Origin of the sequence: Paenibacillus sp. JNUCC32, from assembly GCF_014863545.1 — a bacterium.
In the GTDB taxonomy this organism is placed as follows: domain Bacteria; phylum Bacillota; class Bacilli; order Paenibacillales; family Paenibacillaceae; genus Paenibacillus_AQ; species Paenibacillus_AQ lautus_A.
Map to the genome: position 1 here is coordinate 725,378 of NZ_CP062260.1, position 23,201 is coordinate 748,578.

25 protein-coding genes are annotated in these 23,201 nt (G+C 45.8%); 10 read left to right on the forward strand and 15 right to left on the reverse strand.

Annotated features, from left to right (window positions below; genetic code table 11):
• Position 1 precedes the first annotated feature (1 nt).
• From JNUCC32_RS03260 to JNUCC32_RS03290, 7 genes are all read right to left on the reverse strand, one after another.
• Positions 2-859 (reverse strand): ATP-binding cassette domain-containing protein, encoded by an 858-nt coding sequence (locus tag JNUCC32_RS03260; RefSeq protein WP_192571075.1) that lies wholly within the window; start codon positions 857-859, stop codon positions 2-4.
• Positions 859-1,554: an ATP-binding cassette domain-containing protein gene (locus tag JNUCC32_RS03265; RefSeq protein ID WP_267132952.1), complete on the reverse strand. Its 696-nt coding sequence runs from the start codon at positions 1,552-1,554 to the stop codon at positions 859-861. The genes JNUCC32_RS03260 and JNUCC32_RS03265 overlap by 1 nt, the downstream gene beginning before the upstream one ends.
• A 140-nt stretch (positions 1,555-1,694) precedes the next feature.
• Positions 1,695-3,122 (reverse strand): PQQ-dependent sugar dehydrogenase, encoded by a 1,428-nt coding sequence (locus JNUCC32_RS03270; protein ID WP_192571077.1) that lies wholly within the window; start codon positions 3,120-3,122, stop codon positions 1,695-1,697.
• Between the two features lie 230 nt (positions 3,123-3,352).
• On the reverse strand, positions 3,353-5,725 hold the full coding sequence (locus JNUCC32_RS03275; protein ID WP_192571078.1) for an AraC family transcriptional regulator: 2,373 nt from the start codon (positions 5,723-5,725) through the stop codon (positions 3,353-3,355).
• 96 nt (positions 5,726-5,821) lie between these two features.
• Positions 5,822-6,703, reverse strand: coding sequence for a carbohydrate ABC transporter permease (locus JNUCC32_RS03280; RefSeq protein WP_096776001.1), 882 nt, complete (start codon positions 6,701-6,703; stop codon positions 5,822-5,824).
• A gap of 12 nt (positions 6,704-6,715) precedes the next feature.
• Positions 6,716-7,678, reverse strand: coding sequence for an ABC transporter permease (locus tag JNUCC32_RS03285; protein ID WP_192571079.1), 963 nt, complete (start codon positions 7,676-7,678; stop codon positions 6,716-6,718).
• Positions 7,679-7,749: 71 nt separating this feature from the next.
• Positions 7,750-9,345 (reverse strand): extracellular solute-binding protein, encoded by a 1,596-nt coding sequence (locus JNUCC32_RS03290; RefSeq protein ID WP_192571080.1) that lies wholly within the window; start codon positions 9,343-9,345, stop codon positions 7,750-7,752.
• Between the two features lie 197 nt (positions 9,346-9,542).
• Between JNUCC32_RS03290 and JNUCC32_RS03295 the strand changes: the two genes are divergently transcribed.
• Complete coding sequence (locus JNUCC32_RS03295; RefSeq protein ID WP_096775998.1) at positions 9,543-9,818, forward strand: YciI family protein; 276 nt, start codon at positions 9,543-9,545, stop codon at positions 9,816-9,818.
• A 188-nt stretch (positions 9,819-10,006) separates the two neighbouring features.
• The gene (locus JNUCC32_RS03300; protein WP_192571081.1) at positions 10,007-10,531 is read left to right on the forward strand and encodes a P-loop nucleotide/nucleoside kinase family protein; all 525 of its coding nucleotides are present in this window, start codon (positions 10,007-10,009) and stop codon (positions 10,529-10,531) included.
• An 81-nt stretch (positions 10,532-10,612) separates the two neighbouring features.
• Here JNUCC32_RS03300 and JNUCC32_RS03305 read toward each other — a convergent pair whose 3' ends face one another.
• Genes JNUCC32_RS03305 through JNUCC32_RS03320 form a run of 4 tightly spaced genes read right to left on the reverse strand, consistent with a single transcriptional unit; the run spans position 10,613 to position 14,107 of the window.
• Entirely contained in the window at positions 10,613-11,314 is a 702-nt protein-coding gene (locus JNUCC32_RS03305) for an ABC transporter permease (RefSeq protein ID WP_192571082.1), read from the reverse strand.
• 12 nt (positions 11,315-11,326) lie between these two features.
• Complete coding sequence (locus JNUCC32_RS03310) at positions 11,327-12,229, reverse strand: glycine betaine ABC transporter substrate-binding protein (protein WP_192572583.1); 903 nt, start codon at positions 12,227-12,229, stop codon at positions 11,327-11,329.
• Positions 12,230-12,276: 47 nt separating this feature from the next.
• A complete protein-coding gene (locus JNUCC32_RS03315; protein ID WP_096775994.1) occupies positions 12,277-12,942 on the reverse strand; it encodes an ABC transporter permease in 666 nt (221 codons plus the stop codon).
• Position 12,943: 1 nt separating this feature from the next.
• A complete protein-coding gene (locus JNUCC32_RS03320; RefSeq protein ID WP_192571083.1) occupies positions 12,944-14,107 on the reverse strand; it encodes an ABC transporter ATP-binding protein in 1,164 nt (387 codons plus the stop codon).
• Between the two features lie 774 nt (positions 14,108-14,881).
• On the opposite strand from JNUCC32_RS03320, the gene JNUCC32_RS03325 reads away from it, so the two are divergent.
• Positions 14,882-15,496: an alpha/beta hydrolase gene (locus tag JNUCC32_RS03325; protein ID WP_192571084.1), complete on the forward strand. Its 615-nt coding sequence runs from the start codon at positions 14,882-14,884 to the stop codon at positions 15,494-15,496.
• Positions 15,497-15,829: 333 nt separating this feature from the next.
• Here the strand turns inward: JNUCC32_RS03325 and JNUCC32_RS31770 are convergent, their stop codons facing one another.
• Complete coding sequence (locus JNUCC32_RS31770; RefSeq protein WP_375119554.1) at positions 15,830-15,919, reverse strand: putative holin-like toxin; 90 nt, start codon at positions 15,917-15,919, stop codon at positions 15,830-15,832.
• Positions 15,920-16,091: 172 nt separating this feature from the next.
• Here JNUCC32_RS31770 and JNUCC32_RS03330 point away from each other — a divergent pair, with 172 nt between their 5' ends.
• From JNUCC32_RS03330 to JNUCC32_RS03340, 3 genes are all read left to right on the forward strand, one after another.
• Positions 16,092-16,640 (forward strand): GNAT family N-acetyltransferase, encoded by a 549-nt coding sequence (locus tag JNUCC32_RS03330; RefSeq protein WP_192571085.1) that lies wholly within the window; start codon positions 16,092-16,094, stop codon positions 16,638-16,640.
• Between the two features lie 90 nt (positions 16,641-16,730).
• Positions 16,731-17,084 (forward strand): acylphosphatase, encoded by a 354-nt coding sequence (locus tag JNUCC32_RS03335; RefSeq protein WP_051425392.1) that lies wholly within the window; start codon positions 16,731-16,733, stop codon positions 17,082-17,084.
• 221 nt (positions 17,085-17,305) lie between these two features.
• Positions 17,306-18,490: an alanyl-tRNA editing protein gene (locus JNUCC32_RS03340; protein ID WP_192571086.1), complete on the forward strand. Its 1,185-nt coding sequence runs from the start codon at positions 17,306-17,308 to the stop codon at positions 18,488-18,490.
• Between the two features lie 247 nt (positions 18,491-18,737).
• Here the strand turns inward: JNUCC32_RS03340 and JNUCC32_RS03345 are convergent, their stop codons facing one another.
• From JNUCC32_RS03345 to JNUCC32_RS03355, 3 genes are all read right to left on the reverse strand, one after another.
• Positions 18,738-19,496: a prolipoprotein diacylglyceryl transferase gene (locus JNUCC32_RS03345; RefSeq protein ID WP_192571087.1), complete on the reverse strand. Its 759-nt coding sequence runs from the start codon at positions 19,494-19,496 to the stop codon at positions 18,738-18,740.
• 88 nt (positions 19,497-19,584) lie between these two features.
• Entirely contained in the window at positions 19,585-20,385 is an 801-nt protein-coding gene (locus JNUCC32_RS03350; RefSeq protein ID WP_192571088.1) for a M56 family metallopeptidase, read from the reverse strand.
• A complete protein-coding gene (locus JNUCC32_RS03355; RefSeq protein WP_192571089.1) occupies positions 20,382-20,813 on the reverse strand; it encodes a BlaI/MecI/CopY family transcriptional regulator in 432 nt (143 codons plus the stop codon). Before JNUCC32_RS03355 ends, JNUCC32_RS03350 begins: the two co-directional genes overlap by 4 nt.
• 251 nt (positions 20,814-21,064) lie before the next feature.
• Here JNUCC32_RS03355 and JNUCC32_RS03360 point away from each other — a divergent pair, with 251 nt between their 5' ends.
• The 4 genes from JNUCC32_RS03360 to JNUCC32_RS03375 all read left to right on the forward strand — a co-directional run bounded on the left by JNUCC32_RS03360 (position 21,065) and on the right by JNUCC32_RS03375 (position 23,161).
• Positions 21,065-21,598: a GNAT family N-acetyltransferase gene (locus JNUCC32_RS03360; RefSeq protein ID WP_192571090.1), complete on the forward strand. Its 534-nt coding sequence runs from the start codon at positions 21,065-21,067 to the stop codon at positions 21,596-21,598.
• Positions 21,595-22,101, forward strand: a complete 507-nt coding sequence (locus JNUCC32_RS03365) for a DUF6985 domain-containing protein (protein ID WP_192571091.1) — start codon at positions 21,595-21,597, stop codon at positions 22,099-22,101. Before JNUCC32_RS03360 ends, JNUCC32_RS03365 begins: the two co-directional genes overlap by 4 nt.
• Before the next feature lie 107 nt (positions 22,102-22,208).
• Positions 22,209-22,757, forward strand: a complete 549-nt coding sequence (locus JNUCC32_RS03370; protein WP_192571092.1) for an HAD-IIIA family hydrolase — start codon at positions 22,209-22,211, stop codon at positions 22,755-22,757.
• Positions 22,754-23,161, forward strand: coding sequence for an NUDIX hydrolase (locus JNUCC32_RS03375; protein ID WP_192571093.1), 408 nt, complete (start codon positions 22,754-22,756; stop codon positions 23,159-23,161). The genes JNUCC32_RS03370 and JNUCC32_RS03375 overlap by 4 nt, the downstream gene beginning before the upstream one ends.
• Positions 23,162-23,201: the final 40 nt, after the last annotated feature.

The following is a 23,201-nucleotide window of genomic DNA, read 5'->3' on the forward strand; positions in this document are numbered from 1 at the left end:
GTCACAGTTCCTCCCTTGAGAGAGTTGTGATGAATGATATCAATTGCTCCTCTTTATATACACTTTCGAGCAGTTTGTTGGCGGACCGTTCTTCGAGTGAATCTATAAAACGGAGCAGGGGCGTTTTCACAAAACCGATTCGCTCCAACCGCTGCCAGTGATCCCGAATGTTACAAGGGTGGAAATCCGCGTATAATTGACCATGGTCCAACACGAGAATCCGATCAGCGTATTCGAGGGCCTCTTCAAGCCGATGAGTCATGTAGAGAACCGTCATTTTTTTCTCATCATGAATTTGCTTTATATACGATAACATTCTGCTGCGTTCCCAGTTATCCAGGCCTGCTGTCGGTTCGTCCAGAATGAGAATTTTCGGCTCCGAAATGAGTACTCCTGCCAGTGCGATCCGCCGCAATTCACCGCCGCTGATTTGAAATGGCGACCGGTCTTTGAACTGCGAAAAGCACAACCCTACGGCTTCCATCGTCTGTTTCACTTGCTCGGCAACCCATTCCCGCCTCGTGCTTAGTCGATGTAGTCTGGCTCCGATATGGTTGAAAACCGTATCCTCTATGACTTGGTGCTCGGGGAATTGGAACAAGAATCCGATTGTTTTCCAAAGGCGGAGGCGGTCGGACTTTTTATGGACTCGGTAAGGTCCGATCCGTACTACCCCTGATTGAGGGAGGATCAGGCCTCCTATCAACTGTCCCAATGTGGTTTTTCCGCTCCCGGTCGGCCCCATAATCGCCACGAACTGCCCTGCAGGAACATGCAGCGAGATTCGATCAATGGCTTTTGTATTAAAAGGGGTTCTGGCGGCAAGCATGCAATTGACGTTCTCTAAAACAATATCCATCACTCATCCCCAAATTCAAATTCATTCGTAGCAGGTACATTCAGCCCTTTTTGCTTGGCAAGATCACGCATTCGAACAGAAAATGGAGGGAGAAGGCCGGAGTCCGTAAAAACGCACGAATTTGCCGCCGCTTCTTGGGGCGTTCCATCGAACCGGATCTTGCCTTTCTGCATCACAACAAGACGATCGGCAGTGAAAATCTCTTCGACCTCATGGGTCACCTGGATAAGCGTGTATCCGTTACGGTGCAGTTCGGACATAATCTCATGAATTTGCCGGGCGCTTTGGGTATCGAGCATGGAAGTGGACTCGTCAACAATGATCACTTTGGGCTCCATGGCCAGAACTCCGGCAATCGCCAACTTTTGTTTTTCCCCGCCGGATAGAAAATATGGAGGACGATCTTTCAGTTCATAGAGTCCAAGCAATTGCAAGACGGATCGGCACCGGGATTCTGCTTCTTCCGGTGAAACACCGATATTATACAAGCCAAAAGCCGTGTCCTCCTGCACGGTCATGCCAACAATTTGATTCTCCGCGTTGGGGAACACCATACCCACAGTTTGGCGAATATCCCATAAGTTCCGATGGTCGCATGTTTTCTTTCCGTAAACGGCGACTTCTCCCAATGTAGGTTGGAGCAGGCCGTTAATCAATCGAACTAACGTTGATTTTCCGGAACCGTTGCCACCCACGATCGTAAGCCATTCCCCTTCATCAAGGGTTAGATTGATTTCCCGAAGTGTCCAATCCTGGTGCGAATCGTACCGGAACCATACGTTATTGAACGAAATAACGTTTTCCATCATTCTGGCCGGATTTGGCTCGTTATGAATCATGGAATAATTTCAAAAACGGTACCTTGGTTAGCATCAGCCACTTTCATCGAGCCATAAACCCCTAAATAGAGTCTGGTTTGATTCAGATTCGTACCCAGACTAACATAATACGCGGATTGAGACCCAAACGGATCATCGGTTTCAATAACATGAAAATCATTTAGCTTACCATCCGTTCTTACCTTGGTGTAGGCTAAGACTCCTCTAACGGGAAGTTGAGATTCAGGCCCTCGAGCCAGGTCGGTAAACACAACGTTTCCTGATAGAGAGGGGATTTCACATCCCATATAGGGCTGTACTCCTGTAAGTGCGGTTGCTCTAAACTTATCGGTTCGGGAATCTTCATGAAAATAACTTGTCAGAGGCTGAAGACGCCGTACGGAAGTTCTTACGGCTTCCTCGTAATAAGCAATGGTTTTCTCGTTCAAAGCCGGACTTGCAGAGCAGCCGGTTATGATCGAGGTCGGAAAAGCACCTTCCCACCCGCGCCAGCCCAAATTAATAAATCCTTCATGGTCAGGTTCCGTTTTCATTAAAGAAGCTTGTATAAGCTGAGTAACCGGTATCGGTTTATAATGAACGAACGAAAAAATCGACTCTACGAGATCCTGTCCGACATTCCCTACGTATTTGATATACTGATTGTAAAACCTTTGAAATGAAATGCCGGGTATATTGCGAACGCCTTTGGCGATTACCGTAAGCGTCTCCTGAATGGGTACGGGCAGTTCATGAAAACGCGTAACGACGGGCGGATTATCGATATACGTATTCTTAACGACATCAATTTCGATGATTTTACCTGCGATTTCCATATCGTCTTGGCTTAAATTGAACGGATCATAGCCTGATCCGCCATCACCGGTTGTCAAAACAAGCTTTCCTGTTTCAGGGGAAAGGTTTAGGCTATTGACACCGTTATGATTTAAAAATGGCCTTCTGATATTAAGTAACGTCCGCCTTTTGTGAGGTTGGCCATTCGATTGCAGAATCCATTCTTCGACTGTATCGATATGATCGTATTGATGTTCTCTATTTGCCCACTTTAGGTTTAAGGTGCTAGCATCGCACGGGTTAGGCTTAAAAGATTCAGGAGGAGCACCTGGAAGGGCCCCTGGACCTTGGGTTCCAGCTGCTGAATAATGGAGATAAAACAGACGATTATAATAAAATTGGGGATGAAATGCCAGCCCTAGCAGTCCCCGTTCATCATATCCGCCGCTAGAACCACCTAGTTTCAGGATTCGCGGACGAATATCTAAGAAAGTCTCTATAACTCCGTTTCCTATGTAAAAGATCTCGCCTACCTGAGTCGCAATGAATAATCTTTCGACGGAGTCGCCCGGAAGAATCGTTGTTTTCAACACAGTGGGTAAATTCAGCTTGCTAACGATGGGCCGCAAACTAACTTTAACTTTCGTCAATTCACTTAACCCTCCTTTTATGGCTTTCTTGTATAAGCTTATGATTAGAACCGGTTATTATTCCGGAGGAGCGGCTAGTAGCGTCCATATCATGGTGCACTACGGTCCATGGATGAAAAGACGAGCAATGATAAAAATCCTCGGAGAAATATGAGCGCAAAACGATTAGCAGCACATCCTTTCTTTTAATGAGAGATATGCTGCCAATGTAAATAATGTAGTAAACATTCCTATTGATTTAATCCAGCACATTTCGTAATACTCTCTCTATATTTACCGGGAGTAATGCCTTCGACCTTCTTAAAAACCCGAATGAATACCGTATCGCTTGTATAACCGACCATCTTGGCAATCTGTGCGTTGGTCAGTCCAGGATCCGACATCAGTTTCTTAGCGTGATCCATGCGTACGACAGTCAGGTAGTCGTTGAAGTTCTGTCCACTCACTCTTTTAAAAAATTGTGAAATATATTGCGGCGTGATCTGCAAATGATCAGACACTAAATTCAAGCTCATATTGGGATCGGCGTAATTGGCTTGAATGCAGGTTTGAATTTGCAGCAGGAGCTGTTCATTGTGATCGCTTCGTTCCAGTTTGAACGATTCGGCGGCCGATACATACAGGTCCTTCGCTTTTTCAAACATTTCGTCGGTTGTTTTACAGGAAAGCAGGAAACGCACGGGGTGGATGTCACCTTCTGTAAGCTTCCGGTAGGCCAGCGTATCCGAATCCGATGCCATGATACGCAGCAGGGTACCGGCAAGACTGAATAATAAGCATCTCCCAAGCTCCGGAGTGATGGATTCGTCCCGAAAATTTCGATCGAACAGCTGTGTGAGCAGCTGGACCACTTGCTCTGTATCGCCGCTTCGAATACAGTTGATTAACTGCAGCTCGGTTTCGACAGGGTAATAATACTGCAGCTTTTTCTGGCGAATATCATGATAGTAAAAGGTCGACAGCTGCCCATTGACCATCCTGTACTCCAAGGCGGCAGCCGCTTCCAAATAGGCTTCTCCAATCTGATGCTGGCCCGTATGAACGCCGCTTACGGCTATGCTGAGCACCAGCTTGAACCGAGTCTCCAGCATGCGATGCAATTCGGATACGATGTCCTTCACCCGGCAAGCCGGATGATCCATCTGATCCGGCAATAGATTAACGAGCAGGGCCAGCCGGTCTTTCTCCAAGTCGATCGTATGTATCGTATGCCCTTCATAGACTGTATCTTCAGCCAAATTGGAGATGATAAATCGCACCAAGGCCCATTGTTTTTCACTTTGGTTCGGTGCGAACCGGGTCATGTCGTCCACTTGAACGAGAATGACGATAAAATGAGGAAACGGAAAATGGATGCCCATAAATTCCAGCGATTGTTTCATTTGCTCTGGAGGCTCAAAGTAGCCTTGAAGCACTCGATGTAAATAGTTAGAACGCAGAACGGGCAGTTGTTGAGTCAGTTTGTTTTTAATATGCCTTTCCTCGTCCCAGGAAATTTTCATCATTTCCAGGATGTAGTCAAATTCATTCACAGCAGGTTTACGTGGATGAGACTTTCCGGCCTGAATCGCCTCTATCATTCTTTTGATTGGAAAATAGTTCCTATACGCGATTCCATATGCAGCCGCGCTCCCCGCAAGGATACATAGCAAGAGAAGCCACAGCGCAAGATGCTCCATTTGTTTCACTTTCTGCAAATATACATTCAAAGGCATCACAGCAATATAGTACCATCCGACTTGTCCCGAGGTTGTGAATGATACCGTTACATCTTGACCGTTCAGATTGTAATTGCGTAAACCGGAGTTCGACTTCAGTTCATTCAATATCGAGTTTGATAACGGACTTGCACCGGGGGTACTGCTGATGAGTTCATGATTTTGGTTCACGATATAAACGGAACTCCCGTTTGCGGACTCGATTTGTCGTGTCATTTCGTGAATCTTGGTTTCATCGATCAGAACCGTTAGACTCCCTTTCATGTTGGATGTTTCTTCGACCGGCAACGATTGCATAAAGGTAATCACTTGCATGGGGTCATCCTTCAGGGAGCCGTTTCGTTGTAAGGTGGAGGACGGCAGGTAGGTTTGACTATGATAGCTAGTCATCTGCTTACGCCATTCTTCATAGGTCAGATGTTCAAAGCGATAATATTTATCATAAAAATTGTGAGAATCGGTTACGAGATTCGGTTTGATCACAGAATCGCTTCGGTCCAAAAAAATATAGAAATCGTACACAAAATCCTTGGTCATTCTCGAATGCATCGTTAAATAATCTCTTGTAAACTGGACCAAATGATACCGTTCTGACAAGTCTTTGATTTCCGTATCCAATAAATAACGCAGCTTCGGATTGAGTATAATCTGATGGGATAACTGTTCAATTTCTTTGAAATGGCTGTCTATATTGAGACGCATCTGCTCCAGCATGCCGAGATTGGACCGTTCCGCATTGGATTTCATGATATGTTCAATATTGGTATAGAACACAAACCAAATCAGGATGGGAAGCAGGAGCAGAAGACAATTGGATACGAGCATCCTGATGAACAGGCTTCTTCTTCTGCTCTCGGCATTCTTTCTTCGAATGATTGAAAACATGGCGATCACTCCTAGTATAGAAAAGCTTGCTCAGTCCCATATACTTCGGGAAGAGCAAGCTTGCTCCCTTCATTGGATGACCGATTCGTGTGATGATCATTCTTTTAACGCACCGATCAGGACACCGTGCACAAAATACTTTTGCAGAAACGGATACAGGCATAATATCGGAAGTGTAGAGATGATAATCGTCGCATATTTGATCGTGATCCCGATGTCCAGCCGATCTGTGGCTGCTGCGCCGGTCGTCATACTGTCCGTACTGTTCGAGATCAGAATTTCACGGAGCACTAACTGCAAGGGAAATAACTCCCGATCACGCAAATAAATCAATGCGCTAAAGTATGAATTCCAATGTCCCACTGCATACCACAAAACCATGACGGCAATAACGGGCATCGAAAGAGGAACAATGATTCTGCTCATAATGATCCAATCATTGGCCCCGTCGATCCGCGCGGATTCCTCCAAACTAACGGGTACCGCTTGAAAGGCGGTTCGCATAATGATCAAGTTAAATGAACTGATAGCCCCCGGCAAGAGAAGAGCCCACGGCGTATCCAGCATGCCGAGACTGTTCACCAGCAGAAAGGTTGGAATGAGCCCCCCATTGAACACCATCGTGATCACGATGATGAGCATGATGGAATTGTTGAAATAGACGTTGCGGCGAGAAAGGGCATAGGCACCGAGCGTTGTCATGAATAGGTTGATGATTGTGCCGCCAGCGACATAGAAGAGGGTGTTCCGGTAACCGGTCAGAATCATGGGATTATCCATGACGGCTTTATACGCATCCAGATTAAATCCGGTAGGGAAAAACAGCATGCCGCGAAATCGGGCGATTTCTGCAGGATCGCTTAAAGATGCGAATAATACGTAAAGGAACGGATAAAGCGTGACGAAGCAAAGCAGGAGCATGAAGCATGTATTGACGACGGAAAATATCGATTCACCCAGACTGCGTTTGTGAAACATACCGTTCCTCCCTTACCACAATTTATGTTCACTCACTCGTTTGCTAATGGAATTGGCGAGTACAATCAGAATGAAGCTGATGACCGAATTGAATAGTCCAACGGCAGCGGTATAACCGAAATCGGCTCCCAGGATACCTTTCCTGAATACATAGGTAGAGATGACATCGGCCGTCTCATAGGTCATCGGATTGTACATCAAAATAATTTTCTCGCTCCCGACGGAAAGCATGGATCCCATGTTGAGAATGAGCAATATCACAATGGTCGGCATGATCCCGGGCAGGGTAATATGCAAGGTCTGTTTCCATCGTCCCGCTCCGTCAATCCTGGCCGCATCATAGAGAGTCGGATCAATGTTGGCTATGGCGGCGAGATAGATAATAGAGCCCCATCCGATTCCCTGCCAGACGCCGGAAGATACGTACATGAACCGAAACCATCCCGGCTCCTGCATGAACGCAATCGGTTCAAGTCCGAATATGCCCAGAAGGTGATTAACCAGACCGTCGCGGGCGAAGAAATCGATCATCATCCCGACCACAACGACGATGGAGATAAAGTGCGGGAGATAGCTTATCGTCTGTACGATCCGTTTGAAAAAACTCCTGCGAATCTCATTAAGCAATAAGGCCAGTATAATCGAAGCGGGGAACGCAAACAGCAATTCATAGATATTGATCAGCAGGGTGTTCCGAATCAGTCTCCAGAAGTAGTAGTTTCCAAAAAAACTTTCAAAATGTGCGAAACCCATCCAAGGGCTTCCCCAAATTCCGTCTGCAAGTCCGTAATCTTTAAAAGCGATTTGCAGACCATACATCGGTCCATAATGAAAAATGATATAGTAGGCAACGACGGGCAGCAGAATAAGATAAATGTAGCGGTTCCGAACAATGTCCTTTTTGATCATGCTCCATTTCTTGTCTGCCCGGTTCCCCGTTGCCGTCTTCGCGGTGTTTCCCTGTACATTAGGCATGGGCTTACTCCTTCTTCAAATACTGGAGAACGGGAAGCCGCAAGCTTTCCGTCTCCAGTGTAGTAGGCATTTTATCGGTTGTTATAGCGTTCCAATCCGGATTGCTGCATTTGAATTGCCTCGTCGATCCCCATGCTTTTCATGGTAGCGACATACTCATCGAACGTATCCAGCGATTCTGCGCCCATAATAAATTTAACGATCATTTCATTTTTATACGTATCGATATCGTTCATGATCGAGGCATATCGGCTATTGTTTTCCCGGGCGATGGTGATTGGAGGCATTCTTTTTTCATTCGAAGGTTCTGCCCAGACGGTCAAAGCCTCTTGCTGCTCCGGTCTGGCCGCATATTGCTCTATATAGCGTACATCCTGCAAGAAAGGACCCGCATCAGCGGACAAGACATGCTTTTTAAGGGATTGGGCAAGCGGCAATCCTTCCGGATTGTTCATGACGGAATCCATATACTTCGGATAACCGTCATCCATCGTATAGGATGTGCCTTCTTTACCGAAGTTCATGATCATTCGTCCTTCTTCACTATAGAAATAATCGAAGAATTTTACGGTTTCAGCGATGTGCTTGTTGCTTTCAGTTATAGCAGTGAATATGCCGACAATCTGATTGTCCATTTGACCGAATATCGGTTTATCGCCAGATTGTAATGTCGGATAGGGTGTGGCAACAAGCTTGAATTGCGGTTCCTTAGACTCCATTAAATCCATAAACCTGCCCATGCCTCCGCCTACAGCCATAACAGCCGCACCGACCTGATTGCCGGTTATTTTGGCATCGTACATTTTGCTGTCGTTTGCTGCAAAATCTTTGTCCAGCAAGCCTTCCTCGTACCAGAGGTTCATTGTCTCCAGGTATTGCTTAAACTCGGGTTGAATGGGGCCGTACTTTACCGTATTTCCTTCGTGATAGTAGCCGTTCGGGATTCCAAAGGCACCGGTGAAGGCGAGTTCGCCTGCTCCCATCATAATCGGAATCTCATCCGCCTTTCCGTTGCCGTTGGGATCTTGTTCCTTAAACGCTTTCAAAACGGTGTACCATTCGTCGATGGTTCTAGGAATAGGCAAATCCAACTTGTCCAACCAATCTTTACGTACAACCGGGCCGGAGTGGGTTTGCAGTTTTCTCACGGGGCGGATGAACGGAAAACCGATAATATCGCCATCGTCCGTCGACGCCTGTCTTCTCCATTCCGGGTTTTCGTCCAGCAGCTTTTTGAAGTTAGGCGCATGGTCCAAATAGTCGTTTAATGGAATGATTTTGCCATCCTTAATCGCTTTTTGAGCGCCACCCGGATAATTATTCCACGTATACTCAACGACATCGGGCAGCGATTTCGAGGCCATCATCAAGTTGAATTGTTCGCCAGCTTGGCCTTGGGCCGGGTGTTGGTATTCGATTTTGACACCGGTTTTATTTTCGATTTCTTGAATAGCGGTAATCTCTCCATAGCTTTTCATAATGGCGGCTGCGTCGTGATGCATCTGTTTCCAATACGATAAGTTGCTCAAAGGTTGGGTTGACGCTGTGGATTCCGTACTCCCCTCTGGTATCTCCTTACTGCTGCAGCCGGCCATCGCTGTGGCAGCCAGTCCCAGACATGTTATAACCGTTACAAGCTTATTGAAGATTTTTCTGCTCATCTGCATAAACCGTAGCTCCTCCTCCAATTTAGATGTGCATTTGCCATATTCAGCATAAAGGATGGTTGTTTTTTCCGGTATCGTATAAAATCAGGAAAGGGTTGCCATTATTAAGATCAAGCACTGGCGAATATAAAACTGAATCGACCATATTAAAGATTGTCCCTTCTACAGTGGGGAGAATGTGTGAGGAGGGGAAGAAGATGACATTTGTTTATTTAATGAACAATCAAAAACCGTTAAATCATGAAATCATTAAGGGTCATGTGGAGTATTTAAGAGGCTTAGAATCGCAAGGCAAACTTATGCTTTGTGGCCCTTTTGCGGATTATCCTGGAGGAATCGTCATCATTCAAGCAGAGGATTTAATGGAAGCAACGGACATTGCCAATTCTGACCCATTTATTGCATCGGGGTGCAAATCATATGAAATCAGAACGCTAATGCTGGCTAATGAAGAAAATAATTATTTACTTTAAGATATGATACATCTTGCAATTCAACTGTTAGGGAATTCCCGAAAAACAGAAAGGACAAAAAATGATCTATAGAAGAAAAACTTATATAGTTGAACCATCTTTGATCGAGAGGAATTTGTGATAAGCACAGTACCTAGAGAAAAAACAATATTAGATTAGTTGAAATAAGAGTAAAGCGAGGTGCTGAAGTGTATTTTCTCCAAATGTCGGGTTTTCCGGGCTCGGGAAAATCAACGCTTGCTAGACGAATTGCCAATATAACTGGGGCTGTCATTGTTGACCATGATATATCTAAAACGGCAATATTAAAGTCAACAGAAGGACTTGATATTGAAATGAAACATCTTGGCAAAATTTCATACACGGTTGATTGGGATTTGGTCGAGTTTTATTTATCGCAAGGTCATGATGTTATATTTGATGCTCCTTGTTTATATTCGGAGATGCTTGATCAAGGATTGCGATTAGCAAAGAAATATCACGCCAAGTACAAATATATAGAATGTTACCTTAACGATTACAAGGAAATTAGTAACAGGCTTCAAAATCGAAAACGAATGATAAGCCAAATATCGGAGACGACTGAAGAATCATTTATATCTGGTTTAAATGAAAGTAAACGACCATTAGACATAAAGTATCTGACTATTGATTCTTCGCAACCCATTGAAAGTTACTTAAACAATGTCTTGGATTATCTAAAGGAAAAATAATACTAACAACAAAAAGAAAAGAGCACCCCGCAAGATCGAAGATCTCTTGGAATGCCCCTTAGAATGTACCCTCTATAAACCTCAGTTTATATTTTGCATTTTCGCAGGCGATGGAGCCGCACCGGCTGACTTCCGTTTGGCCAGATCCAGCTTACGCTGCAGCATGCCGAGCACGATATCCGCAACGATTGCCAGCACCGCGGCAGGAATGGCGCCTGCAAAAATCCGCAGGGAGTTGTTGCTGTTTAGTCCAGCGTAAATTTCTCGTCCCAGACCGCCTCCTCCCACGAGGGGAGCGATCGTTACCACGCCGATGGCAATAACGGCCGCGATACGCAGGCCCGACATGATGTACGTCAGCGCCAGCGGAAAACGTACTTTCACGAGCATTTGGAAGGGGCTCATCCCGATACCTTTTCCCGATTCCAGGTAGCTGGGATCCACCTGTTTTAACCCCACGTACGTATTCCGCGCGATTGGATTCAGGGAATACAGGAAGAGTCCCACCATGACCGTTGTCGTTCCGAGTCCCATCCATAACATGAGAACCACGAGCATGGCCAAGCTTGGTACCACCTGTAGAATGTTGGTGATAAACAAAATGACCTTGGCCGCCCATTTACTCTTAGAGCAGAGGATGCCAAGCGGCACCCCGACGATGAATGCCAGCCCCAGCCCGATAACCACCATCGTAATATGCTGGATGAAATACTCCCAGAGCAATTCTTGATTTCGTGATACATACGACAAAAAGTCGGCAAATGTTAAATGTTCACTTTCCATGCTTACCCTCCTTTAGCTTTTCAAGAAGCCCTGCTCTTTCAAGTACGCGATCGCGACCTCACGCTCGCTTTTCTTCTCAATATCCACCTGATAATTAAGCGATATCATCGTATCTGCATCCAGATGACCGATTAAAGGCGCTATCGTATCCTCAATTTCAGGATGCTTCTTCAAAAGGTCCGAACGCAATACCGGACTTGCATCATAGGGAGGGAAGAATTGCTGGTCATCCTGAAGCGTCTGCAATTGGTAGGCTTTCAGCCGGGAATCCGTGGAATAGGCCAACACGATATCCACCTGCTCATTGGCTACCGCGCTGTAGACCAGGCTGATTTCCATGGGGAAGACCTGACCGAATTTGATGTCGTATGCTTTGGAGAATGCCGGATATCCATCCGTACTTCTCTCCAGCCACGTCGTATCTACCCCAAGCTTCATGGAGGCCATGTCTTTTTTGACGTCGGAAATTTTGGTGTACCCGTTGGCTTCGGCAAGATCCTTTCTTACCGTGAACGCGTAGGTGTTCTCAAAACCCAGCGGATTCATCCAGGTGAACCCGAAGTGTTCCTGGAATCCCTCTTGTGCCTCCTTCAAGACTTTATCGCGGTCTTTGGTGCCGCTGATCGGGAAATGGTTGTTGAATATCTCGCCGGTATATAGCGTCGCCATCTGAACGTCGTTTCGCTTCATCGCATTGATGACCAATGAACTTGATGCCAGATCCGGGATAACATCCACCTTCAGATCGGTTTGGTCTTCAATCAGCGCTTTATACATTTCAGCAATAATCTTGGTTTCGGTATAGGTTTGCGTCCCGATGGTAAGGTCGCTTTGAATTCCGCATGCGGAGGTAAAAGCGGCAAGGGCCATCAGGCAGACTAACATCGGTATCCTTTTCAGCTTGTTCAGTTTCATCACGCCTTCCTTGTTCCGTCCCGTCCGCTGTTTACGGTTGAAGTTAATCATATCGCAGCGTCCCGGGTTTGATTCTGATGGTAGTGCTTGCTCAGCCAGCCCTCCAGCAGACCAAGCAGTCCGTCAGCTACAAGCGCCAACAGAATTGCACCAATGCCACCGATGAATATCATCTCGGGCTTGTTGACCCCAAGTCCAGATACGATAAGCTGGCCTAACCCACCAGCACCGATCAAGGAAGCCAGGGTTGCCCAGCTGATGATATACACGGTCGTAATGCGGACACCGGACATGATGTAAGGAAGCGATAGGGGAAGCTGAATTTTCAAAATCGTTTGTGCGGTGCTGTATCCCATCCCCCTGGCTGAATTGAGCACGCCTTTATCCACGGAGTGAAAACCGTCATAGGTATTCCGCAGGATGGGCATCAGGGAATACAGAAACAATGCGAGTATGGCCGGCTTCATGCCGATCCCGAGCAGCGGAATCAGAATCGCCAGGAGCGCCAGGCTGGGAACCGTCTGAAACAAATTTGCAACGAAAAAGGTGATGCTGTTCAACCAGCCGACCCGGTTGTAGACCAGCAGGATTCCGATCGGTACGGCAATCACAGTACCGAGCAGCACGGCAGAGAATGAGAGGACCAGATGCTCTTGCAATGCCTTCAGAATATCCGGATAACGATCCGTGATGAAGCTCCAAAATGCATTCATATCACTCACCCTCTCCGTTCAGCTCCGGAGGAACGATCGTTGGATAAACCTCTGCCAAATGTTTAACGACGCTACCTCTTGTAATGAGTCCGAGGAACCGATTATTACTGTCGACTACTGGAAGGTTGCTGAGCTGATGGCTGTCCATGATCTCAATAGCCTGGGCAAGGGTGCTTCCCGAAGCCACGGAAAAACGGACCGGATGCATCACATCCGCCACGGTTTTGCCTTCCTCGCCGTATTGGTCGAGAACCCGGTAGATCGAAACCGCGCCTTGAAGCTGACGGTTACGATCCACGATCAGCAGCGAATCGACCCGCTTCATTTCCATCATCTTGATGGCTTCAGCCAATCCCCGGCTCGGGAATGCCGTGACCGGATTCGTAATCATCACTTCATCCACAAGCGGAATTTCATAGGCGCTTTCATTCTCATTTTGCAGACGTTTCGAACCGATAAAGTCACGCACAAAATCATTTGCGGGATGCCTTAAAATGCTGTCCGGTTTACCCGTTTGAACCACTTCGCCATCTTTCATCAGAACGATGGTGTCCGCGATTTTAATAGCTTCGTCCATATCATGCGTTACAAAAATAATGGTCTTATTGAGCTCCTGCTGAAGCCGGATCAGCTCATCCTGAAGCTGCTCGCGGCTGATGGGATCCAGTGCGGAGAACGGCTCGTCCATCAGGATGATATCGGGTTCCGCCGCAAGCGCCCGCACGACGCCTACGCGCTGCTGTTGTCCGCCGCTTAGCTCGGATGGATAGCGAGTGCCATAAATGGTGTGATCCAGTCCGACCATGTCCAACAATTCATTTACTTTTTGATCTGTTTTGTCTTTATCCCACTTCTTCAGACGCGGAACCACGCCCGCGTTCCTGGATATATTCATATGCGGAAATAAACCAACGCTTTGAATGACATAGCCGATATTGCGCCGCAGTTCAACCGGATTCAATCTGGAGATATCCTGGCCGTCAATCAGAACTTTGCCCGACGATGGCGTATTAAGCGCGTTGATCAGCTTCATGGTTGTTGATTTGCCGCAGCCGCTCGGACCGATGAGGACGGTAATTTCCCCTTTTTTGAATTCGAGATTAATGTCCTTCAGCGCGTGAAAGCCATTATCATAAACCTTATTCACATGCTCCAGTACTATCATTCAATCGCCCCTTTGCAAGCAGTATCCATATTATGCGGAGCATTTGGCATATCATCCATCGGGGACTCAAAAAAGAGTTGAGGAAAAGTATATTGCTGAGTAGGGAAGGCGGCAGCCTCGTTATGTAGATACAGAAATGAAGCTAAGCAAGTTAGCTCTAAAAGAAATCAAAATGGAATAGGATTAAGCGCATCATCAAGGGGTGGAGAAAACCAAGAGGAAACCCTGAGGGTATTAACAATTTAAGCCGGCAATCTTTGTTATGGCATAGACTTACATGCCCCAAATTCCACCTTTATATGCATATTAGCTTTCTAAGCGGTGTGCAATCCCTTATTACATCCATCCGAAGGAAGTATTCCAAGCCTTTTAGCCCCTATTCGTATATAAGGATCATTTGTGTCTTCATCCATGAATCCTGATATACCTGTGAGAATCAAGCAGCTACGCCACTGCTTCTCTCAGCCCAAATGGATATATGCAAAATGCGTTTGCAGGCAACGAGTCCTTGTTGAGTAGGACCGTATAACTGCAACGGTGCAATAATATGTTTTATACATTTACCCACTTTGTCAAGGGATGAAACATGTACATCGAACGATTTTTAAGATTTGGTCCCTAGGGGCCAGAAGCGTCCTCGGAGGTAGGAGATATCCTGCCAATGGCTGGGAGTATTTACGAAGAGCGCGAATACACGTAATATGGAGGTGCTGATGAAGTGCGGAGATAAGATGTTAGCTGAAAAATCACCTGAAGCCGGAGAGGATGGAGACCATGAAATTAGAGATTTTAACGGTGCCCTCGTTTTGGAAAACGGAAATGAAACAAAAATATTATCAACTTCAAGAGGACAATAGTAAATTGGTTGTTCTGTTTCCTGGAAAAAACTATCCCTGTGATAAGCCCATTCTACATTTTGCTGGAACTTCCGCGATTCAAAGTGGTTATGACTTAATGGTACTTGAATATGGATATCAAGCCGCGAGAACGGATTTGGATATTCATGATCTGCAAAGAGTAATAGAAGAGTGCCACGAATCGGTTCAACGAATCATAAGCAAGTATAAAGAGGTTGTTTTTATTAGTAAGAGCATAGGCACAATCGTCGCTGGAGAAGTTCATGAAAAACTTGAAATGCCAGTAAAACATCTATTTTTGACGCCGATTAAAGACACCATTCACTATATCAACAGGTTTAAGGGACTTGTGGTTTATGGTTCGAAGGATGAAGTGTTTAATCATGAACTTGCCAACCAAGTTATACTAGACAAGGCCACAGAGGTCATCGAAATTCCTAATGCCAACCATTCTTTAGAGACCAATCATGCTTCGGAAAGCGTTGAGGTTTTAAGCAAACTGGTAGGGATATATACGAATTTTCTAAATTAGAGTAAGTTCTGTATGAAAAACAAGACGAATTTGTCTAACACCAAATTCACGATTCGAGACATTCGTCCCTCGTCCGGCAGTGAAGCTATTATATTAGTTCTCGAGTTCGTGATAACAACGTTTTGTAAGATAGCTGCGTACAATACATTTGAAACGCTACTGTAAAAATAAACTAATAAAATCCTATAAAACCGTTATAAAATGAGTTATACTGAGGTAAGAATGAGTAAGGAGCCGTGCGGGAACACGACTCCAGAGTACAATAACTGCATAAAGAGCAGTCGGCCACACTAGTTAGGTCGAGAAATAGACCGTTACCTTAGCCAGGGCGGTCTATTTCTTTTTCATGTAGGTGAGCAATGCCAAAATGAACATGCCGAACATGAACATTAAGGAGATAGCATCTTTGACCTCCATGGGCATCACCTCCCTTCGGGGAGATTAGCCGACCGCCCTTATAGCCGATTATTGTACTAGAAAATTATAACATATAAAACCAGAACACATATCATTGAAATACTAATAATTGGAATACATAAGTTTGTAGATACAGAAACGTTTAGAGAAATGACCCAAACCATGTAAGGAGAACAACATGCCTCAATTCCCCCTATTAGAAACGGAAAGATTGGTATTAAGACAAATTAAACCAGAGGATTCTAGAGACATCTTTCATTATTTCTCTATGGACACCGTTACGAAATTTTATGATGTGGAGAGTTTTACGCATATTGAACAAGCAGAAGAACTGATTCGTAGATGGAATCAAAGGTTTGAAAACTATCAGGCCATTCGTTGGGGAATCACTTTACGGTCGGAAAGCAGAGTCATTGGAACATGCGGATATCATGGTTGGATGAAACATCACTATAAAGCTGAGATTGGATATGAGCTGGCACCAGAATATTGGCGGCAAGGTTACATGACGGAGGCGATTCAGAAGATCATGGAGTTCGGATTTAACCATCTTGAATTAAACCGGATTGAAGCATTCGTAGAGCCAGAGAATACGGCATCAAGAAAGTTGCTGGAGAAGATGGGATTAAATGAAGAAGGGACATTGAAGCAGCACTTTTATTGGAGGAATCAATTTGTTGATACGGTCATCTATGCATTACTTAAAAGAGATTTTCAAGCGCGTTAAGTAGTGGTTTGATGCATCAGTGAATTATGTTGTTTACACACGATGTTGAAATGAAGGGAATCCCAATTTATATAAGGAGGCTGCGGGGAAATGAGCGTACTTAAGAAATTAAGAAATGACTATGTCATTTGGCATGCCAACCGGGTTAAGTTACCTGAACGCACACCGGGCAACATCGTCAGAAAAAAAGCTGTTTTTTCCGGTAAGGTGCAGAAGGTAGGATTTCGCTTGGAAATATATTGCATCGCTCGAAGAATGAATTTAACGGGATGGGTGAGAAATTTACAGGATGGAAGTGTGGAAGCGGAATTTCAAGGGGAAGCGTCACAAATTGATTTTCTGGTCCGTTGCATGCGTTCATTGAAACGGGCGTCCGTAAAGAAGGTGACGGTAGCTGATCTGCCTATTAAAGAGGAAGAAGAAAGCTTTATGATCGCAGAATAAAATACATGCAGCAAGCCCCGGATTCATCATGGGGAATGATTTGTACATTGCGGAAGAGGATGGAATCTATGAAATCCCGAACCTCTTATTCAAGGACCGTGCTGTTGGCATTGCCGGCAGGCGGTCTTTTTTTATTGAATGGAATTTGGCGCTGCGGGACCGTTTTATAGTAAGCTGATATCAGTATGAATTTATAACTTGGGAACTGTGAGGACATGAAGATGACAAAGAAGCTGTATTACGAATCCGCTTATACCCGGGAGTGGGAGACACGAATCACGCAGAAGCTGGAACGGGAGGACGGGACCTACCTGGTACTGGAAGAGACGGCCTTTTATCCGCATGGCGGAGGACAACCCTGTGATCTCGGGTGGATCGATAAAATCCCGGTTCTTGATGTCGTTCAGGAGGACGGAGAGATACTGCATAAAATTGAACGTTTTCCGGAGAGGGAAGAGGTAACCTGCCGGCTGGATTGGGACAGAAGGTTCGACCATATGCAGCATCATAGCGGTCAGCACCTGCTGTCGGCCATGTGTCTGCAGGTATGCGAGGCGGAGACGCTCAGCTTCCACCTGGGTCAGGATTATGCCACCATCGATATCGCCCGATCGGATCTGCCTCAGCATCAGCTGATGATGCTGGAGCTGGAAGTCAACGACCAGATTTACCTTAATCGACAGGTAACGAATTATGTTGTGAGCCGGGAGCAGGCGGCCGGCCTGCCGCTGGTGAAGCAGCCGAAGGTAACCGACGATATTCGGATCGTTGAAATCGAAGGTATCGAATATAACGCATGCGGCGGCACCCATGTCTCGGCAACGGGTGAGATCGGCATGATCAAGCTGCTGAGAGCAGAGAAACAGAAGGGACATATGCGTCTTTATTTTAAGTGCGGGTATCGGGCGTTGAAAGAATTTAATGCCGGAATGGAGATCCTCGGAAGCCTGTCAGCCAGGTTCAATACGGCAAAGGAAGAGATTCTGGACCGGATTGCCAAATGGGATCAGGAGCAGAAGCAGCTCCAAGCTGAACTAAACGCAGTGAAGGCCGAGAATGACGCTTACCTGGCCGGGAAGCTGTTGGCTGAGCGCCAAGGCAGACTGGTCAAACATGTTTTTGCGGACAAGCCGATGAAGGATATGCAGAACTTGGCAGCCAAGCTTACCGAACAAGCCGAGGTTATCGTGCTTTTTGCGTCCAACTCGGACCATAAGGTGGTTCTCGCCCAAGGAGGGGAGAGCGGACCTGCTTGCGGTGCTTTTTTCAAACAGCATCTGGCCGATTATCGAGGAAAAGGCGGGGGCAGCGATAAGATTGCCCAAGCTGGTTTTAGCACCGTGGAGGATGCCATGGCATTTTACCGGTTTACGGCGCAATCATTAGGTCAGCCAGAAGAGGAATAAGCGATCCGATTAGCAGAAGCCGTTCCTCAGCAGTATGCTTGATGCTAATGTCGAGCATGAACGAAGAATGCACACATGAGGTGAACAGGGGATTCAGTTTCGGCTAGCGAACAGAAGGTACCCTCGGGGCTCGGCTTTCATTGATAAAGGCCGGGCCCCGTCCTGTTTCGAGTTCTCTATGCCTCAGTCAGAAAGCACAATGCAATTAAGTCGGGTACTAGTGGATACCAATATCATGATCTGTATCTTAAGTCGTCATCTTTTTTTGAGTCCGGGTTAAGAATACGATGCACGTGAGCAAAACAACGGTTAATGCGATCCACTGCGAAGTAGCAAGAGAACCGAACTGGCCTCGGATGATATCGCCTCTGAAAAATTCGATAATAAATCTACCTAAACTATAAAGTATGAGATAAAGACCTGCTATTAGGCCGTTAGGTCTTTTTCTTCTAGCCATATAAATCAGCAAGAAAAAAATAGAAAAGCTGAATACGCTCTCTAATATTTGCGTAGGAATGAGTTTGACATCATTCGGGGCAAGCTCGGAATCGTGAAACGTAATTCCAAACCACCCCTCCGTTTCTTCACCATAACAGCAACCGGCGAGAAGGCAGCCGATTCTTCCAAAGCCCTGCGCTAATGCAAGGGAGGGCACAAAAAGGTCAAGGTATTTTAGAAAGTTTATCTTTTTCTTCTTACAATAGGCATAACCGACCCCAATCCCCCCAATAATTCCACCGTACACCACGAATCCTTCCGAAAAATTCAGAACCATCGAAGGATCCTGGACGATATGGTTCATCTGAGTGATCCAAAACAAAAGCTTAGCGCCGACCAACCCGCCTAATAAGCTCCAAAAAGTCAGAGAGGAAACATGGGAGAGTTCTACTTGTCTGGAAGCTGCTCTATGAGCAACAACCTTGTAAGCAATCAGGATTCCGATTGCAATCATCAATCCATAGCCGTAAATGGTCAGAGGTCCGATATGAATGAGTTCATTGTGCATATGTTCATCTCCTATTTGATAAAATTCTTCCGTCTAAACGCGATGTGATTGAACTACATATTGTAGTGTAATTATTCAAAAAAAGGGATTATGAATCCCCGCCCAACATGAGGAGCAGCAAAATGGAACAGGATCTCAGAAAAGGCTTCAGCAGGGCTAACGGAACATTCACGCCTCGATCAGGCTCAAGAACCTGCATGACCCGGTACTCCAATGTCGTATTCGCAAAATGCACGGCTGTCTCATACCGCTGAAGCTTTCCGAGTTTCGCTAATTGTAATAAGACGCTGCCTAAATACTGCTCCGTACCCATCTGCCGGATGGCGTAGCGGTCAGCAAACAGCTCTTGCCACGTCTGATAGTAGCGAAGAATCGGTTTAACGATCGGCAAATATCCAAAGGCGTCTGCCAGCAAGGCCGAAAAAAACATTTTTAATCCATCGTAATTGCAGCAGTGATATCGTTCATGCAGTAAAATCGCCTTTATTTCCTTGTCAGTAAACATCGCTAAAACGGTAGTGGATACGACAATTCTCGGTCGCAGAAGACCCATCGTCAGAGCCACAAAGGCATCGTCCTGTACCACGATGATTTCCGTGCCCCAGTCGCGGTATTTGTAATTGAGCCGCTTGGTTAATTTGTCGTGCCTGTTGGCACGGAAGTGCCTTAACCATTTGTGCGATAAAACCAACTGCCGGGTACTTCGCCAAATGATCTGACCAAGGGTATACGCAATGACAATGTCGATTAAGGCGTAATTCAGTACGGGGCCTTGAACCACTCCGTTTCGAATCTGGTTTGTAATGAGCATTCCCATATGTACCATGACAACAGCTACGAATGCGATCATCAGCGCGTAGGCACATCTTAGCCGTATGGTAGGATTCATTGCTTTTTCCCGCGTTTGATATCGTTTAATTTACGCTCCAGCTTTGCGATCACCTCGGGATCGACATCATCCAGCGCATCGATCATGTGGTTCACGACCAAGCTCCCATATTCTTGAATGAGTCCCTGCGACACTTCTTTCGTCTGTTCGGTGAGAAATTGCTCCCTCGACTGCAGCGGACTGAACTTGGCTGCCCGTGTCCGGCCGGTTCCCATCATTGCCTTTGTCAGCAGGCCTTTATCCAGAAGACGATTCATGACGGTCATCACCGTATTGATCGAGATCGGGCTCTCCTGATTCAGGATCGACTGCACTTCCTTGATACTCAGTGCTTCCGAAGACCAGAGAATATCCATAATTCTTGACTCCAGTGGTCCAAAAAATCGATTCAGGCCCTCGCCATCGATATTCATTTTCTTAATCTTCATTCCTATCTCACCTCATACTACACATCGTAGTATGGCTGTGAACAAAAGTCAACTTCCCTTCAGCCACTTTCCTCCTAAGTGGTGATCATAGCTTTTCCCTCTGTTCGTTCTGTAGTGTATTCTTCATAAGTCGGACGCTGCACTGGTGACTGAAAACGTCCGTGACAAAAGGTTTTTTGCCGTGCAGTCGAGAATAGAAGAGTATAGGAGAAGTTCAATGAGGATTAATTTAATGCAAAGGGCGATTACGAATGGAAGAATTTCCGATGATTGAAACCAACAGACTGTTCATGCGAGAATTAACACTTGATGATGCTGAATCCATATACAGGCACTTTTCTTACCACGAAGTCACAAAATTTATGGATATCGAAGCATGTAAAGACATACATGAAGCAGTGGACATTATTACGTTTCATATCCATGATTCGGGCTGCAGGTACGGGCTGTTCGGAAAAGACAAGAACGAACTCATTGGAACATGTGGGTTTCATTGTTGGATAAAGGACGAAGAAGAAACAAGAGCTGAGATCGGTTTTGATCTATCCCCGGATTACTGGGGGAAAGGATTCATGCAAGAGGCTCTGCATGAACTGATTCCGATAGGGTTTAATTTGATGAAACTTGATTGTATCGAAGCGACAACGGAAATTGAAAACGTTCAATCACAAAGGTTATTAGAGAAGATGGGATTCACTAAAGAGCCTGATTTAAAGGATCGTTTGATGTATTTTACATTATATAAAAATCAAAATAGAAGGATGATTCAGGAGGGGATAGAGTGACCGAAAGATTTCAGTTGAAAAATGTTGGTGTCGAGGATCCTTCAGATGAAAGCGGCATGTCGGGGTTTGGGTATCTTGCGTTGTTCCAATGTAATGTCGAATATCGTTTCAGCACGGAAGACATGAGTGTGAAGGAAGCGGAAATTTACATACAAGACGTGCTGAATCAGCTGCCGGCTGAAACCGTACATGGAATATGCAAGAAAGCATGCGAGTGGAAAGACCTCAAAATGTCCAGCGATACGGCTGATTATCCTCCCGGGTTAGGTGAGGTGTATGGAGCGGATATTTTGGAGTTTATGTCCGTAGAGCAAGTTGATCTTTATCGAAATCCTTATGGTCGAAACGATCATACTTTCGGAGCCATCCTGGGTGGAGGAGCAGAGTGGGACTCTGAAAATGGCCTGGAAATTGTGATACGGGGCAGTGAGGTTCTAGAGGTGCGTGAGTATTTAGGATATGGCGCAGACGCCATTTGGAGCGAAACCGACGAAAGTGAATAAGAAAGAGCGGTGCATCGGCAGCCAGCGATTTTTAAATCGTTTAGGGCTCTGACATCCTATAACAAGGTGTCTGCGCTGTGTGATGCTTGTAAAATGGGGGTGGTGTTTTGGTCAGGCAAGCGGTTTTTATAGATAGGGACGGAACTCTTGGAGGAACTGACCGGGTTGTTTTGCCCGGTGAATTTGAGCTTTATCCGAAGGTAAAGGATTCGATTCAATCTCTCAGAGCCGCTGGGATGCTTATTTGTTCGTTTACGAATCAACCTGGAATTGCTCGTGGCGAAGCAACGATGGGAGAATTCGAGTCGGAATTGTCAGCCTTTGGTTTTGACAAGATCTATCTTTGTGCGCATGAGCATGGAGCAGGTTGTGAATGTAGAAAGCCATCCGCAGGGATGCTGTTGAAAGCCGCAGAAGACAATCATCTGGACTTAGCCAAGTGTTATGTCATTGGGGACAGGTGGACGGATATGGTGGCTGCCAAAGAAGCCGGCTGCAAGAAAGCGTTAGTGATGACAGGGGCCGGAGCCAAGGAACTGGAAAAATATAATAACCACGAGTACTTCGGCAAATGGAAAGATGCGTATCCTGATTTTATCGCGACAGACTTGAATGAAGCCGTGACATGGATATTAGAAGGGGGAGTAAATAAATGAATCCAGCCAAGCATTTTGTGTCTGCCGCTGCCATCGTAATCAATGAAAAGGACGAGATTTTGCTCATTAAAGGACCGCAGCGAGGATGGGAGATGCCTGGGGGCGTCGTGGAGATCGGAGAATCTCCCGAACAAGCTGCGATTAGGGAAACGAAGGAAGAATCGGGGATCGATATAGAAATCATGCAGTTTTGCGGTATCTTCCATAATGTGAAAGACAGTATATGCAATACATTGTTTCTGGCCAAGCCCGTTGGAGGAGTTCCGATCATAACCGAAGAGAGTTTGGAGACTGGTTTTTTTCCAATCGAAGAAGCACTGCAGATGGTTAACTTTATGAACTTTCGGGCGCGAATTGAAATGTGTTTAAACCCGGCGGCACATCCGATCTATGTCGAGTTCTAGAATCGTGAGGGTTTCGGAATGCTGCTTATTTTTACAAGAA